16 protein-coding genes and 2 pseudogenes are annotated in these 14,614 nt (G+C 59.6%); 13 read left to right on the forward strand and 5 right to left on the reverse strand.

Features of this window, described 5'->3' with window-relative positions:
* The 5 genes from MKZ87_RS00005 to MKZ87_RS00025 all read left to right on the forward strand — a co-directional run.
* A partial coding sequence (locus tag MKZ87_RS00005) for a hypothetical protein (protein WP_266200022.1) occupies positions 1-225 on the forward strand: 225 nt, incomplete at its 5' end.
* Between the two features lie 46 nt (positions 226-271).
* Entirely contained in the window at positions 272-1,093 is an 822-nt protein-coding gene (locus MKZ87_RS00010; protein ID WP_266200023.1) for a DUF4123 domain-containing protein, read from the forward strand.
* Entirely contained in the window at positions 1,090-4,503 is a 3,414-nt protein-coding gene (locus tag MKZ87_RS00015; protein WP_266200024.1) for a toxin VasX, read from the forward strand. The genes MKZ87_RS00010 and MKZ87_RS00015 overlap by 4 nt, the downstream gene beginning before the upstream one ends.
* Positions 4,478-5,668: a DUF6708 domain-containing protein gene (locus MKZ87_RS00020; RefSeq protein WP_266200025.1), complete on the forward strand. Its 1,191-nt coding sequence runs from the start codon at positions 4,478-4,480 to the stop codon at positions 5,666-5,668. Before MKZ87_RS00015 ends, MKZ87_RS00020 begins: the two co-directional genes overlap by 26 nt.
* A 238-nt stretch (positions 5,669-5,906) precedes the next feature.
* Complete coding sequence (locus MKZ87_RS00025; protein ID WP_085698130.1) at positions 5,907-6,215, forward strand: RcnB family protein; 309 nt, start codon at positions 5,907-5,909, stop codon at positions 6,213-6,215.
* A gap of 9 nt (positions 6,216-6,224) precedes the next feature.
* On the opposite strand, the gene MKZ87_RS00030 is transcribed toward MKZ87_RS00025, so the two are convergent.
* Positions 6,225-7,301 (reverse strand): diguanylate cyclase domain-containing protein, encoded by a 1,077-nt coding sequence (locus tag MKZ87_RS00030; protein ID WP_266200026.1) that lies wholly within the window; start codon positions 7,299-7,301, stop codon positions 6,225-6,227.
* 142 nt (positions 7,302-7,443) lie between these two features.
* Between MKZ87_RS00030 and MKZ87_RS00035 the strand changes: the two genes are divergently transcribed.
* Complete coding sequence (locus MKZ87_RS00035) at positions 7,444-7,782, forward strand: FKBP-type peptidyl-prolyl cis-trans isomerase (RefSeq protein WP_007952931.1); 339 nt, start codon at positions 7,444-7,446, stop codon at positions 7,780-7,782.
* 86 nt (positions 7,783-7,868) lie between these two features.
* On the opposite strand, the gene MKZ87_RS00040 is transcribed toward MKZ87_RS00035, so the two are convergent.
* Positions 7,869-8,150: a hypothetical protein gene (locus tag MKZ87_RS00040; protein WP_266200027.1), complete on the reverse strand. Its 282-nt coding sequence runs from the start codon at positions 8,148-8,150 to the stop codon at positions 7,869-7,871.
* Between the two features lie 9 nt (positions 8,151-8,159).
* Entirely contained in the window at positions 8,160-8,531 is a 372-nt protein-coding gene (locus MKZ87_RS00045; protein ID WP_266200028.1) for a DUF6124 family protein, read from the reverse strand.
* Positions 8,532-9,115: 584 nt separating this feature from the next.
* On the opposite strand from MKZ87_RS00045, the gene MKZ87_RS00050 reads away from it, so the two are divergent.
* The 4 genes from MKZ87_RS00050 (at position 9,116) to dmeF (ending at position 11,141) form a co-directional block, all read left to right on the forward strand.
* Positions 9,116-9,439, forward strand: coding sequence for a type II toxin-antitoxin system RelE/ParE family toxin (locus tag MKZ87_RS00050; RefSeq protein WP_065258430.1), 324 nt, complete (start codon positions 9,116-9,118; stop codon positions 9,437-9,439).
* 3 nt (positions 9,440-9,442) lie between these two features.
* The gene (locus MKZ87_RS00055) at positions 9,443-9,754 is read left to right on the forward strand and encodes a helix-turn-helix domain-containing protein (protein WP_266200029.1); all 312 of its coding nucleotides are present in this window, start codon (positions 9,443-9,445) and stop codon (positions 9,752-9,754) included.
* 167 nt (positions 9,755-9,921) lie between these two features.
* Entirely contained in the window at positions 9,922-10,197 is a 276-nt protein-coding gene (locus MKZ87_RS00060; RefSeq protein WP_085698135.1) for a metal/formaldehyde-sensitive transcriptional repressor, read from the forward strand.
* An 11-nt stretch (positions 10,198-10,208) separates the two neighbouring features.
* A complete protein-coding gene (dmeF, locus tag MKZ87_RS00065; protein WP_266200030.1) occupies positions 10,209-11,141 on the forward strand; it encodes a CDF family Co(II)/Ni(II) efflux transporter DmeF in 933 nt (310 codons plus the stop codon).
* Here dmeF and MKZ87_RS00070 read toward each other — a convergent pair.
* Positions 11,138-11,293 (reverse strand): annotated as a pseudogene (locus MKZ87_RS00070) (cytochrome P450); the annotation flags it as partial. The gene dmeF and the pseudogene MKZ87_RS00070 sit on opposite strands and share 4 nt — an antisense overlap.
* Positions 11,294-11,296: 3 nt before the next feature.
* On the opposite strand from MKZ87_RS00070, the pseudogene MKZ87_RS00075 reads away from it, so the two are divergent.
* Positions 11,297-11,536, forward strand: a pseudogene (locus MKZ87_RS00075) (transcriptional regulator); the annotation flags it as partial.
* On the opposite strand, the gene MKZ87_RS00080 reads toward MKZ87_RS00075, so the two are convergent.
* The gene (locus MKZ87_RS00080) at positions 11,533-12,276 is read right to left on the reverse strand and encodes an SDR family NAD(P)-dependent oxidoreductase (RefSeq protein WP_085705075.1); all 744 of its coding nucleotides are present in this window, start codon (positions 12,274-12,276) and stop codon (positions 11,533-11,535) included. The pseudogene MKZ87_RS00075 and the gene MKZ87_RS00080 sit on opposite strands and share 4 nt — an antisense overlap.
* Positions 12,277-12,538: 262 nt before the next feature.
* Here MKZ87_RS00080 and MKZ87_RS00085 point away from each other — a divergent pair, with 262 nt between their 5' ends.
* Both MKZ87_RS00085 and MKZ87_RS00090 read left to right on the forward strand, forming a co-directional pair.
* Entirely contained in the window at positions 12,539-13,759 is a 1,221-nt protein-coding gene (locus MKZ87_RS00085) for a putative DNA modification/repair radical SAM protein (RefSeq protein WP_266200031.1), read from the forward strand.
* Complete coding sequence (locus MKZ87_RS00090; protein ID WP_266200032.1) at positions 13,756-14,595, forward strand: TIGR03915 family putative DNA repair protein; 840 nt, start codon at positions 13,756-13,758, stop codon at positions 14,593-14,595. The genes MKZ87_RS00085 and MKZ87_RS00090 overlap by 4 nt, the downstream gene beginning before the upstream one ends.
* The last annotated feature ends 19 nt before the right edge of the window (positions 14,596-14,614 follow it).

A 14,614-nucleotide genomic window follows, 5' to 3' on the forward strand; every position in this document is an offset into this window, starting at 1 on the left:
GGGCATCACATCGTGATCAATTCGGGCGGGATCTTCAGCAGCGTGGCGATTGTCGAGGGTGGTGCGCCGGTGGCGGGTATCGCGGCGTTATCAGCAACGCCATCAACCGAAAAAAAACCTCCGGCCCCCGTATTGCTCCAGTCACAGCGTTTGGCCCTGATGGCCAGAAGGCCGATCTGCTCGGTGTGCGAAGCCACCCAACCACGTGGAGAGGCCGATGCTTGAACTCCCTTCGTTACCCCATGACTTGCCTTGGTCCGTGCCGGCTTACTTGCTGCTGGACGGTGTGAGCACCCCCGATCTGCCGCAATGCCTGCAACGTTGGAACAACCCGGCGTATTGCCTCTATCAAGGCACGCGCTGGCAGGAACTGGCAGATATATCGCCGTACCTGATCACCCTCAACGGCGCAGACGATCCGTTGCTGACGTACTTTCAGGAAAGCGCCGCATTGGAATGGGGATTTTTGCTGTTCAGCGATGCTGATACAGCAACGCTCTGCAAGCACTGGCGTCGTCTGCTCGCCGTCAAACATCCGAGCACGGTGGAGGTCATGCTGCGCATCGGCGATCCCGCTGTCATGCATCAATTGCTCGACCTTGCGCAGCAGGCCAACAGCACACGCTGGTTTGGCCCCGTCCAGCATCTGTGCCTGCCTGATGGGCTTCGGGCCACCTGGCTACAACATCAACGTGTGGATCATGCCGCGCCCGACACCCCCGAGATCTATCAGTTGACCGAAGGGGAACTCACGGCGCTGGGAGAGGCACAGTTTCATCAGTCGGTGATTGGCCTCAACGATCACTTGCGGCGGTATTTCCCCGGATTCATGGCGTCCTGCGCAGATCGGGAACGCCTTCGATTTGCCGAAAAAACAGCGCAACAGGCCTATGAACAAGGCTTCACCTCAGAACAGGAAATCACGCTCTACGCCAACGTGTTGGGCTATCTGGCCGGGCAGCCATTGGAGAGTCACCCGGACATTGTCGAGCTGCTGACCGTGCCTTCACAGCAGTCCCCGCTGAAACGCGTGCAACGCGCTGCCGAGCTGGCGCATGAACGTTCGACCCGTCTGCCGGGAGATTTGTCATGACAGCCGCCAATATCGCCGCCCTGGCCAAAAGCGCCCAAGACATCCGCTCACCTATGGGGCAGTGCTTCTTGATGAGCGAAAAAGTGCAGTTGCTGCCCCTGCGCTACGGTCTGGTGGAAAACCTCGATCCTTCAGCCGAACTGAGCATACCGCTCAAGCTGAACAGCCAACCGTTGGGCATTCGTCTGCTGCGTGACGGCTACCTGTACATCATTGATAACGGCACCGGTTACCTGCACGAATACCGCATTGAGCAAGGCCAGATCAGCAAACTGGTCTGGAAGGGCCGGGAAGTCGCCAGCGACATGCGCACCACGTCGATTGGCGAGCCGCAATTGGTGTTCTCCCGGCAGCACACGTTGTTCGCCAGCTATTCGGAAATCCAGTGGACGGCCTACAAATGTTCGCAAGTGCTCAAGGACGTCGCTGAGCGTGAGCACTGGATGCAACGTATCGAACTGGCGAGTGCCTGTCCGGACAAGGGCGGCATGCACCTGCTGAGCCGACGTCAGGCGGATACCTGGCTGGCCGAGGTTGCGGAAAAAACCGCGCCAATGGATCTGCCCGAGGGTGCCAACCCGCAGCAACGCCAGTCTTACGCTTGGGAAGACACATCACTGTTCAAGAACACGTCGATAGAAACCCTCACCAGCCAAGTGCTTGGGGCGCATCAGAACGATTACCTGTTTCTGGTTTTGCGTGACGACTTTGGTGTGATGCGCGACCTGGCCAGCGCCCAACTGAAGGTCGCGGACTGGCTCGATCACTGGAGTAGCGATGAGGCCGCCCAGCGTCGCTACCTCACCGGCGCCTACATCCAGTCGTTGTACGAAGTGACCCCGGCACGCCTTGATGCACTGGCCAGCACCGACCCCGCCGCCAAAGCCCTGAGGGACGAAACCAACGCTGAGCAACAGGCAGTCATTGAGGACTACTTGCGTACCAAACGCGACCACGCCGGGCGGCCAATATTTGGCGATGAAGACCATTGGCGAAAAGTGGCCGCGACCGATCCTTATGCGCGCGCGACCGTCAACCTGCTGGACGCCCTGGGTCAGGTGCTTTGGCAAAAACACCGAGACACTATCGCGGCACTGCACTTGCAGACATGGCAGGCGCTGTTCGGAAAGGAGCTCGGCCAGCGCGGCATCGATCACCTGATCAACCGCGCCGACATGCAAGCGTTCGTCAGCCAGCAGCAGACGCTGCTGAGCCATTGGCACACGCGCTTGCAGGCCATTCGCGAAGATCGCCTGGACATGATCGTCGCCGGTCACTTTCACCGGGCGGCCTGGTATTACGACTTTCGCAACGACGAACATATCCGCCATCGCCTTGAAACCGAGTTCCTCTGCGTCGCAGCCCTGTGCTGGAACAGTGAGGCCACGGAAAAACTGGCGGCCTATCTGGAAAGCAACCTGCTGACCGTCGTGCCAGGGCTGGACACCTTGACCCTGGCCGATCAGCGGGACGTGAGCAAGAAACTCATGGACCTGAGCAGCTTCTCGATCAAGGCCGCGGCGGCGCAGGAAAGTCTTGATGCGGTTAACGTGCTGACCAATCAGTTCAGAAGCTTGATGAATGAGCGGTTACCCAACTTTGCGGATCTGAATGGGCGGTTTAGTGGGCTGCAGAGTTTGTTGGATGGGGCTTACGTGCCGGCGCATCAACTGATCGCAGCGGATCAGTTGAATCGGGCACACTCAGAATTCAAACGCCAACAACCAGTCGACCCAGCCAGCTTCATCCGTAGTCTCGGTATCTCAACGCGACTGCAGCTGCTGCGCGAGTTTTCCCGTAGCGGCTTGACCTTGCGGGCAGCGTCGGCGTCCGAGTTTCAGGCCTTCAACAAGAGCCGCGATGCCGCGCTCGACCTGCGTCGCCAGCTCAGTGAGACCTACAAACTGCGTCATCGCGAATTGTCGCGGCAGATCTACGGCCTCGCCGCCCCAGGCAGTGAGCAGGTGCACAACCAGCGGATCAACCAGCTCAAGGCCGCGCTCCTGCCGCTGGAAGACAACCTCAGTCGCGCCCTGACCGTCGGTTCAAGCGGGCCGGGCCAGATCGGCACGGTGATCGACGGCATGGCCCCGGGGTTACGGGAAGAAATGCAGCGTACCGTGCGTGATTTCCGCGCGACGGGAACGTTTGGCAAACCGATGGCGAGTGCGTTGAAGTCCAAGGGCGACGGGATTGCGTTGTTGCTGTTTGTTTATCAGGGGCAGAAGTTTTTTGAGATGCTGAGTTCATTGAGCAAAAAGGAAACGTCGTCTTCACCTGATTTATGGGCACTCCTTGAGTCATCGGTAGGAATGTCGGCTGCAGGCTTCGCTGCAGTGCAAGGGCTGTCAGTGACGGTCCTCCAAGCGCATATCGAACAAATGTTTAGTGCCGCTGGAAAACTCAACACCATGAGCCGCTTAGGGCGTTGGAGTGGTATTGCAGGGAACGCTGCATTCGGGTTCGGCGCGTTGGCAGCCGCTTTTGATTTAGGTAAACACTCCATGCAATGGACCAGAGCATTGGCCGAAGGCAATCCTCAGGTTTTAGCGGCCACGACCCTGCAAATTGCCGGCGACGTCACTCTTGTCGGGACCAATACCTGGGGCACCAAGCACACGACTTCGATCATCAGCCAGGTCATGAAGAACCCCGTCGAACTACGAGCCCTTGCCTGGGCTGAAGCCAGTCCCCGACTGCTGGGCATCGCCGCCCAGGCCAACCTTGTGGGTTTGATCGGTACGGCTCTGCAACTGCTGGGCGAGGGCTTGTACAACTACTTCAATCTGGACGCCTTGCAAAAGTGGCTGCAAGCGAGTGCCTGGGGCACCGCCGACCTGCAACGCAGCCTGCCGGAAGACTGGAGCGCATTGGCAAGGGTGGTGCAACAGCCAACCTGCGAACTGATCCGCGAGGGCAAGCGCACCTGTTTGCAGCTCAGACTGCCCGGTGTGCGCACCCGGGAAATGGACAGCCGTCAATTGCAACTGTTGGCCCATCAACAGACCCGTGCCGTACCGATTCCCGGTCCCTACAACAGTCAGCTGCCACCCCGGCGCTGGCAGGAAAGCAGCGCCGCGTGGGCCGCAGTTGCCGTAGTCGTGAGTCAGGAGGACGAAGCCTTGACCCTGCAGTTCCCGGTCTCCGATACCCTGCAAACATCGGATTTCGCCCTGGCGCTCAACATCGGTTACCAACTGGAAACCGGGCGTGACCTGATACACCGCACCTGTTTCGTCCTGCGCGATCTGCGCATCGCCACGGAACGTGGTGTACGTTTGCCGGCCCAGGGCCGGTTCACCCTCGACCCCGTCGAAACCTTGCCTGATGGCTTGAGCAAGGCGCCGTACTGGTTGTTCACCCGCGAAGAAATGGCGACTGTTGATGTTCAGCAAACTGTTCAAGCGTAAAAGCAAGCCCGAAACCAAAGACCCGGCACCGGACATTCGCAGCCAACGACCGAGCGCCGGGGAGTTGCGGGTCCGCGGGCTGAATGAAACCCTGTTTCTGGCGCCGCTGCCGGTTTACACCGGACAGGCCCAGGTGTCTCGGCGTAGTTTTTCGGCGATGAACGAAACCTATCTGGAGTTGGGGGGGAGCAACTTCGGGATGGTTGAATTGGGCAAAAGATTGGCTATCCAGATATGGTTGGCTTTCGCTTTGGCTTTTATTGCACCTGTACTCATTTGTTTGTGGCTCGTGATTGCAAGCCCTCCAGAGATTGACCGCAAGTTTCTCGACATTATCGGGAATGTAGTTCAAGTGTTCGCGACGGGGGCATCTTTGTTCATTATTCCCATCGGCGCCTTCATCTACGGCATGCTCTCCAACGTCCGAACCCTCGCCAAAAGCTACCCCGTGCGCTTCAACCGCCAACGCCGCGAAGTCTGCTACATCGACGACACCACTCATCGCGTACTGATCGTGCCGTGGGAAAGTGTGGTGGCCTGGGTCGCGCGCAGTCAGGGTGTCACCGGTTACGGCGCCCTGCGTGATTACACCTTCGGCATGGGGCTGGAGGACGAAGAGCACGACACCGTGCAATTTATCCTGATGGCCCAGCCCAGCGACGTGCATGCGCTGGGTATGTGGGCGTCGATTCGCAATTACATGGAGGAAGGGGAGTTGGTGGATACGCCCAATCCCATGCTCGTTCTGCTGGGGCTGACTCCGACCGAAGACGAGCTCAAACCTTATGAAGGGCTGCATACGTTTGAAATTGAACGTAAAGGAGCGCGCTTCATGGGCTCGTTAGACGATGGCGCCGAAGACCTGACCGCCGAACAGCGCCACCGTTACGGTTACGGTAAACGCACCCGATGGCCCCTGCGCTGGTGGTACGTCCGCCGCGTCCTGACCTTCTGGAAAATGCCCTACCTGATCGCCGAATGGGCCCACCGCAAAGGTCGTCCGACCCTGCCGGACAGCGTGCAAGCCTGGTCGCAACCCCTGCCTCCCGAGCAATGGGCCAAACCCAGCCCCGCGCTGCAAAAAGCCAACGCGCTGGTCAAACACGCCATGGACAAAAAAGGCACCAACTTCGTCGATGCCTGCAAAGCGGCGGGGCTGCATTGAGCAAGGCGCCGTACTGGTTGTTCACCCGCGAAGAAATGGCGACTGTCGATGTTCAGTAAACTGTTCAAGCGTAAACGCGAGCCTGAATCCGCAGAATGGAGTTAATGATTCAGCCTGCCAGCGATAGCGGTCTTTTTGACGACTACAGTCTCTCGGTCAGCCGAGACCAAAAACACGGAATGATTCCCGAACCCCGCAGTCGGAGTTCAGGTATCACACATCTGAAGGAGGTTCACCGATGAACAACAAGACCCTAATCGCCAGCCTGGCCCTCGTCGCCGGCATCGCCGGGATCACCCCACTCGTTCAAGCGGCGCAAACCTCGAACGATACTGTCGAACAATCACCGACCGGCAAACGCGAACTGAACGTCAACGACCGCGCCCCGGATATCTACCAGCGCAGCGAAAAAGCCATCAAAAACTGGAAACAGAAAGGCCTCAAGCAACCAGAGCCGCAGGCGCAGTGGGTGCAGATCAACGATAAATACGTGATGGTGATGATTACCAACGGGACGATTGTGGCGATTCAGCCGGTCGAGAAATAGCCTGGGGACTCAATCAACCCGGCCATGACTCAGCAACTGTCCGCCACCCAACCGATACTGATTGTTCCCGCTGCGCTTGGCCTCATACATCGCCAGATCGGCAATGTGCAGCAAGCGATCCATGGTCGGCGCGTGGTCGGGGAATACGGCGACGCCGAGGCTGGTGCCGATGTGGCGTTGGTCGTTGCCGATCGGAATGGGTGGGGACAATTCGATGAAGATTTTCTGGCAGATGCTGCGAGCTTCGTCCTGCAGGTTCAGGCCGGGGGCGAGGCCTTGCAGGATGACCACGAATTCATCGCCGCCGATCCGCGCGACGGTGTCGCTGACTCGCAGGATGCGTTTCAGGCGAGTGGCGGAAGTGATCAAAACGCGGTCGCCGGCGGCGTGACCGTAGCGGTCGTTGATTGCTTTGAAGCCGTTGAGATCGATGAACACCAGCGCCACCCGCGTCTCGGTCACGCGGGCATGTTCGAGTGCTTCCGATAGCCGTTCTTCCAGCACCAGCCGATTCGGCAGACCGGTCAGCGGATCGAAATGGGCCAGATGCTGGAGATAGCTGGCCGAAGCCTTTTCTTCGGTAATGTCGCGCACCACGCCCATCATCTTGATCACCGCATCGTGATCGTTGCGTACCACGTTGCCGGTTTCCCGCAGCCAGCGAATCGTGCCGTCGGGCCAGACCACGCGGTATTCCTCATCGTGGTTTTCACCGGTTTCCAGACAGCGCAATTCTCCGGCGCGCACCTTGGCGCGATCGTCGGGGTGCACGCAGGAGCAAAACAGGGCGTAGGAGGGTGTCACCTCGCCGATCTTGAACCCGAACATGCCGAAGATCGCATCCGACCAGTAGAGCCGGTCGGTGTCGACCTCCCAGTCCCAGGTGCCGATCCGGGCGAAATACTGGCTGCGTTTGAAGCGGTCGGCGTCGCCATCCTGGTGAATGTTCTGTCCTTCGGCCGCTCGGGTGAGCAGTTCGCGATACTCGGCGAGTTGCTGACGAAGCTCGCGCACTCGGCGGATCAGAACGGCGATCACGACCATCAGCACAACGACAATGGCAAAGCCGATCCAGAGTTGAGTCATTCAAACATCGCTGACATGGCGTATCGATTCGGGATGGGTGGCGGGTGGCCATCATCCATCACGGCCAACACGGGGTCAAACGGTTGCCAAGGGCCGGTATTTCTGGGAAAACGGCCGCCAGCGGAACAATAGAGTGAAAGTCATGAATGATGAACTGCAGATAATCGATCTTCAGCCCGGCGACGGAAAAGCCGCCGTCAAAGGCGCGTTGATCACCACCCAGTACACCGGTTGGCTGGAAGACGGCACCGAATTCGATTCGTCCTGGAGCCGGGGCAAGCCGTTTCAGTGTGTGATCGGTACGGGCCGGGTCATCAAGGGTTGGGATCAAGGGATCATGGGCATGCAGGTGGGCGGCAAGCGCAAGCTGCTGGTGCCGGCGCATCTGGGTTATGGCGAGCGGACGATGGGCAAGATTCCGCCTAATTCGAATCTGGTGTTTGAGATTGAGTTGCTGGAGGTTTTGACGCGGGAGGATTGATTGCCCGTTTCACTGCTGAGGTCATAAAACCCGCTGTCTCCTTTCACGGAGCCAGCGGGTTTTTTCTTGCCTTTTTACCTGGGGCGTTACGCGGCAATCGCCATCTCATCCAGCGTCGCGGCAACCGTGCCGGTCAGGCTTGGAAATCGGCGCTTTACGCTGGTGAGTGCGGGCAGCAGTCGATTGCGGTCCAGTTCGCCATGGTCACGGGCGAGTTGGGTGAGGGCGTTGAGTGCGGCAGTGACGATGGATTTTCGTTCGCTCTCGAGCAGTAGCAGACAGACTTTCTGGGCCCACTGGCTGTCTTTTTCGTTGAGGCCGATGGAGATCAGAGCGGCGACGATGTGTGCATCGGATTTGCTTTCCATGGGTGTTCCTCAGGTCGTGGCATCGAGAGTGTCCAGCGCCCGATTGACCGCCAGTTCGCCACACATCACCACTTGGGCGATGCCCAGCACGGTGCTGCGGTAGGGCGGGTCCAGCAGCGCGGCGAAGTCGCTGAGCATCACGCTGGCCGAAGTCATCGATTCGCAGGCGTGGGCCAGCAGGGCATGTTGATCCTGGTTGGGGGCTATGAGGAACATGCGGCTAGGGCAGTGTTGTTTCGGGGCGGTGGGTTTCAGGTAATGATCGAGGGCGCGCTCGGCGGCTTCGTGGAGTTTTTTTGAGTCGGTGGAAGAGTAGGGCGAAGTCGGGTCGGACTCGTTGGGTACGTCTGTTTCGGGTGGATCGGGAACGTATTTGAACATTCGGGAAAGCCTCAAAGTGATGCCGACACCACCTCGCGACTAAACGAATAGGTGGCAGCTGTACGCAGGTTAGTCGACCGGCGACTTCCCAAAACCGGCGCACCCGAGGGTGCCCTGCACACAGCCGCCATAGAGTGCAGATGAAGGTCACCTGACTTGTCTGGAGCACATGTAAAGTTTTGAGAAATCATCGAGCGACTAAACCCGTTCACTGACCATTCAGTGATGCGAATCAAGTTACCGACGCCCTCAAAACCGCACAAGCCGGCGGATTCTGGCGTAGTTGTAGGCAAAGGCGCAAGGCAATGTAGCCTCCCGGATGGGGGCAAAATGATGCGTCATTTTTCAGTCCGCCATCGCGAGCAAGCTCGCTCCCACAGGGGATCTGTGTGGGCTTAACAAGTGTGCCGACTCGCCAATTTCTGCTTTGTGATACCAAATGTCAGATAAGCCAATTCAAACTTGATTTATATCGGTTTCGATATAGTCTGCTGTATGTGATCGCTGCCATTCCTTGCAACACACCGCCGCGACACGATTCCGTCCGGGCTATTACGCTTTTCCTTCCAACACAGGAGAAGCCAATGCCAAGACACAAGGACGTGGTGTTTGTCGGGAGTGCGCTCAAGGATTTGAGAGCTTTTCCCCTCGATGCTCGCAGAGCTGCAGGATTCCAACTGGATCTGTTGCAACAGGGCGACGAACCCTTTGACTGGCGCCCCATGAAAACAGTCGGGCGGGGCGTCAATGAAATCAGAATCACCGAGGATTCAGGGGCGTTTCGAGTGTTTTATGTGGTCAACCGGCCTGACGCGATTTATGTGCTGCACGCCCTGCAAAAGACCACGCGCAAAACCGAGACGCGAGACATAGAACTGGCACGGGCCAGATACCAGGAAATAGGTTGAACCATGACGGATCATCAAAACTCTTCCCAGCGTTTCTCAAGCGTCTGGGATGCACTGGAAGACACGCCGCAGGAAGCGGCCAACATGCGCCTGCGGGCCAAGCTGATGCGCACGCTGTGCGAAACGATTCGTGCCTGGGAGCTTCCGCAGAAGGAGGCGGCCAAGCGTCTTGGCATCACCCAGCCGCGCCTCAACGACTTACTCAACGGCAAAATCGACAAGTTCTCTCTGGATGCGCTGGTCAACCTGTCGGCCGTAGCGCAACTGGACGTAGATCTCTGCTTCTCGTCGTCCCCGCCACTGCAATGGGCCTGACAGACGAGGGTTCCCAACGGCCCTGCCTCTGAAAGCCTTCCAGAGGCGGCGCCGTCTCATTCCTCCACATCAAAATCTCAAGCCGCGACGGACGGTCGAAAACAGGCCTTGCCCCTCTCGATCGGAACAGCGACTATGCTCGCCATATAGGGGTAGGGGGTATAGGTATGTCGCACACGCACGAACACAAAGGCGAGTTGCTTAACCGCGTCCGGCGTATTGCCGGGCAGGTTCAGGCCGTCGAAAAAGCGCTGGAGTCCGAGGCCGATTGCGCCAAGACGTTGCATTTGATGGCGGCGGTTCGCGGGGCGATCAACGGCCTGATGGAGCAGTTCATCGAGGCCCACGCCCGCGAGCATGTCGCCCGTCCCGACCTCAGCGACGAGGCCCGCGCCCAAGGCGTGGAAGAGTTGTTGCTGGCCATCCGCCGATATTCCAAGTGAGCGCCGATATCATGACCTTCAAGGTTGATGACTTTTCCCACGACCACCAGTTTCTCGGTGCTTCCCACGATGAAAATGCCCGCCGCACGCTGTGGGTGGTGGTTCTGACCTTCGTGATGATGATCGGCGAAGTTGCCGCCGGTTATCTCACCGGTTCGATGGCATTGCTGGCCGACGGTTTCCACATGGCGACTCACGCCGGCGCCTTGGGCATCGCGGCGGCGGCCTACGGTTTTGCCCGGCGCAACGCCAACAACCGGCGCTACAGTTTCGGCACCGGCAAGGTCGGCGATCTGGCGGGTTTTGCCTCGGCGATGGTGCTGGGGCTGGTGTCGCTGGGGATTGCCGGGGAATCGGTTTTCCGTCTGTTCCAGCCGACCAGCGTGGCGTTCGGCGAAGCCACCTTGATCGCCGTGGTCGGACTGGGCGTCAACCTGCTCAGTGCGTTTTTGCTGGCCGGCCATCACAGCCATCATGACCACGGCCATAGTCACGACCACAGCCACGATCACGGTCATCATCACCATCACGACAACAACCTGCGATCAGCCTACATGCACGTACTGGCAGACGCGTTGACCTCGGTGCTGGCGATTGCCGCGCTGCTGGCCGGTCGCTATCTGGGCTGGGTGTGGATGGATCCGGTGATGGGCATTGTCGGTTCCGTCGTCATCGCCAAATGGGCCTGGAACCTGATGCGCGACAGCGCCGCCGTGCTGCTCGATACCACCGATGAGCCGGTGGCCGAGGAGATCCGCGAACTGCTGGAAACCTCCGATGACGTACGCATCAGCGATTTGCACGTCTGGCAGGTCGGCCCGCAGGCGCGGGCGGCGATTGTCAGCGTAGTCGCGGCGGCTGGCGTGACTGCTGAAGCGATTCGCGAACGACTGGCACCGGTGCATGAGTTGTCGCACCTGACGATCGAATTACGCAACGCCTAAGCCCGTACTTCGCTGAACAGCGGAATTCGCCCGTTCAGCGAAGGGCGGTAATGCCAGGCGAACCGCTTCAGGTCGATGTCATGAGCAAGGATTTTACCTACGGTGGCGCTGGCAATCGTCATCGCCGGCCTTTGCCCCTGACATTGGTGCCGACGTGTCTGGACTGGAGCATGCGCCGGCCGCACTTAGGCGGTTCGCTCGGGGCGGCGTTATTGCAGGCTGCGTTGAAGCGCAAATGGGTGACGCAGGATCTGGACTGCCGGGCGCTGACGTTGACGGTGCAAGGGCGTCGAGAATTTGCGTCGCGTTGGGGTCTGGCTTTGCCCGAAGCCGGGCGGGACTCGTCAGGTCGCAAGCTGACGGATTCCACGCCCGGATCGGTGCATGCGCGTTAGCTCAGGGTATAACCGCTATCGACCACCCAATCCTGACCGATGACGCCGCGAGCACCATTGCCCAGTTGGAACAGAATGACGTCGGCCACTGCCGCAGGTTCGAGAAACTGCCCGCTCAAAAGCCGGTTGTTGACGCCTTGGGCCACGTCCCGGAGCGCTTCGTCACTCAGGCCCAATGTCGACCAGATCGGCGTTGCAGTCGGGCCGGGGGAGACGCAGTTGATGCGCACGCCGTGGGGCGCCAGCTCGACCGCGAGGGTCCTGGCATGGGCGATCAACGCTGCTTTTGATGCGATGTAGGCGGCCAGCCCCGCGAAACTGATTTGGGCCAGAAAAGTACCGATGAACACCACTGACGCCTTGTCTGCAAGGTGCGGGCGCAGGGCAGCCAACGTGTTCAGGGCTCCGGCGCCGTTCACCGCCCATTGGCGATCGAACGCCGAGCTGTCGAGCCCGTCGGCGAGTTCTGCGATACCGGCATTGGGCACCACGAAGCTTGCCGGGCCCAGACTCGCAGCCTGCTCGGCCAAGGAGGCAAGGTCAGAGGCTTGAGTGACATCGCCGGGATGCCAGACCAGTTGCTGTGGATACCGCTCAAGCAGTTCGGCCAGTGCTCCGGGCTTTCGCGACATGGCCAACACGCGTGCGCCTTGGTCGAGCAGGCGCTCGGTAGCGGCCAGGCCTATGCCCGAACTGGCGCCGGTGATGACCGCAAGCTTGCCCTGAAAAACATGATCCATGTTCAACTCCCGTTTTTGGTCTTCAGCCAAATGGCTACCGTGAGTCAGTCAATTTTCGGGCCATGCCGGACAGCCTTGAATATCAGGGGCTGCGCAGATTTGATAGTCATTATGACCTTCGTGATATCGAGTCAATCTGACTGCCATTGAGTCAAATTGACCTGACTGCTGCGGCGCGACAATCCGACGAAGAGCGGCATTGCACCTTGAATGAGCCAATTGCTCTCTATACTGTATATGCGAACAGTATCGAGTGCGTGCCATGCAAATTATCGACAAGCTCAGCATCCTCGCCGATGCCGCCAAGTACGACGCCTCCTGCGCCAGCAGTGGCGCGCCCAAGCGCAGCTCCGAGGGCAAGCGCGGGCTGGGATCGAGCGATGGCATGGGCATCTGCCACAGCTACACGCCGGACGGGCGTTGCGTGTCGCTGCTCAAGGTTCTGCTGACCAACTTCTGTCTCTACGACTGCCAATACTGTGTCAACCGCCGCTCCAGCGACGTGCCCCGCGCGCGGTTCACTCCAGAGGAGGTGGTGACGCTGACCCTGGATTTCTACCGGCGCAATTGCGTCAGCGGGTTGTTCCTCAGTTCAGGGATCATCCGCTCGGCGGACTACACCATGGAGCAACTGGTGCGTGTCGCGAAGCTGTTGCGCGAAGAGCATGAGTTTCGTGGCTACATTCATCTCAAGACCATTCCCGACGCGGATCCTGCCCTGATCGAAGAGGCCGGGCGTTATGCCGACCGCTTGAGCGTCAACATTGAATTGCCCACCGATGCCAGTTTGCAGACGCTGGCGCCGGAGAAGCACATCGGTTCGATCAAGCAGGCGATGAACACCATCTACACCGGCGTGCAGACCGTGCTTAACGAACCTCGCGCACCAAAGTTCGCCCCGGCCGGGCAGAGCACGCAGATGATCGTCGGCGCCGATGACACCGACGACAGCACAATTCTGCACAGCGCCCAGGCGCTCTACGGCAACTTCCGTCTGCGCCGGGTCTATTACTCGGCGTTCAGCCCGATTCCCGACAGCCCGAAAAGCGTACCGCTGGCCGCGCCGCCACTGATGCGCGAGCACCGCTTGTATCAGGCTGATTTTCTGTTGCGCGGTTATGGCTATACCGCCGGTGAGTTGCTTCAGGGGCCGGGCAATCTGGCGCTGGACATCGACCCGAAACTGGCCTGGGCGCTGCAGAACCGCGAGGTGTTTCCGCTGGACCTCAACCGCGCCGAACCGGCGTTGATCTCACGCATTCCCGGCATCGGCCTGCGCACCACCGAACGTCTGGTGGAGCTGCGTCGGCAGCGGCGCATTCGCTACGAAGACGTGGCGCGTATGCGTTGCGTGCTGGCCAAGGCCAAGCCGTTCATCATCACCAGCGATTACCACCCGCAGCAGGCAGAAGTCACCAGCCAGATGCTCTATCAGCAACTGCGCGACCGGCCGATGCCGCAACAGATGGGACTTTGGGGATGATCAATCTCGATTGCGACGACCTGTTCGACATCTGGCGCCAGCAGGCGCGCTGGCTGCTCAGCCATGAAATCGACCCGAGTCTGGTGAGCTGGGCGTCGGAAGGCGTGAGCGATCTGTTCGCCAGTGACGTGTCGGTGCCCGAAGGGCAGGGGCCGTTTCAGGCTCGGATTCCGCGTGCATTGCTTGACACCCTGGAACAAGCATCTCGATACCGGGGCGATCAACGCTGGAGTCTGCTGTATGAAGTGCTGTGGCGCGTCAGCCATGGCGATCGCACCGCAATGATGGCCGGTGACAAACTGGGCAGCGAGTTGCAGCGCCGGATCAAGCAGGTGCAGCGCGAAGCCCATCATCTGCATGCGTTCGTGCGTTTCATCGAGCGCTCGGCGGATCTGCCGGGGCCGCAATATGTAGCGTGGCACGAACCGGCCCACGACATCCTGCACAGCGCCAGCGAACATTTCGTCGGGCGCATGGGGCGGCATCGCTGGCTGATAGCTACGCCCCGCGACGGCGTTTATTACGATGGCGATCGACTGATCCATCAACGGCAATGCCCGGTGGAGTGGCAGCAACTGGCGCAGAACGTCGATGATCCCCACGGTGATTTATGGCTGACGTACTACAGCCACATCTTCAACCCGGCGCGGTTGAACGAGAAAGTCATGCAAGGGCATTTGCCGACGCGGTTCTGGAAGAACCTGCCGGAGGGGGAGCTGATTCCCGGATTGATTACCCAGGCGCGCATGGGCAAGCAGCAGAACGGACAGGCGAGCGGGATTGCCGGTCGCGCGGGCAAGCGGATTGCCATGAAGGTTCGCGAACGGGACGAATGAAAAAGCCCCCATCGATCAC

This window comes from Pseudomonas sp. MCal1 (assembly GCF_026341415.1).
In the GTDB taxonomy this organism is placed as follows: domain Bacteria; phylum Pseudomonadota; class Gammaproteobacteria; order Pseudomonadales; family Pseudomonadaceae; genus Aquipseudomonas.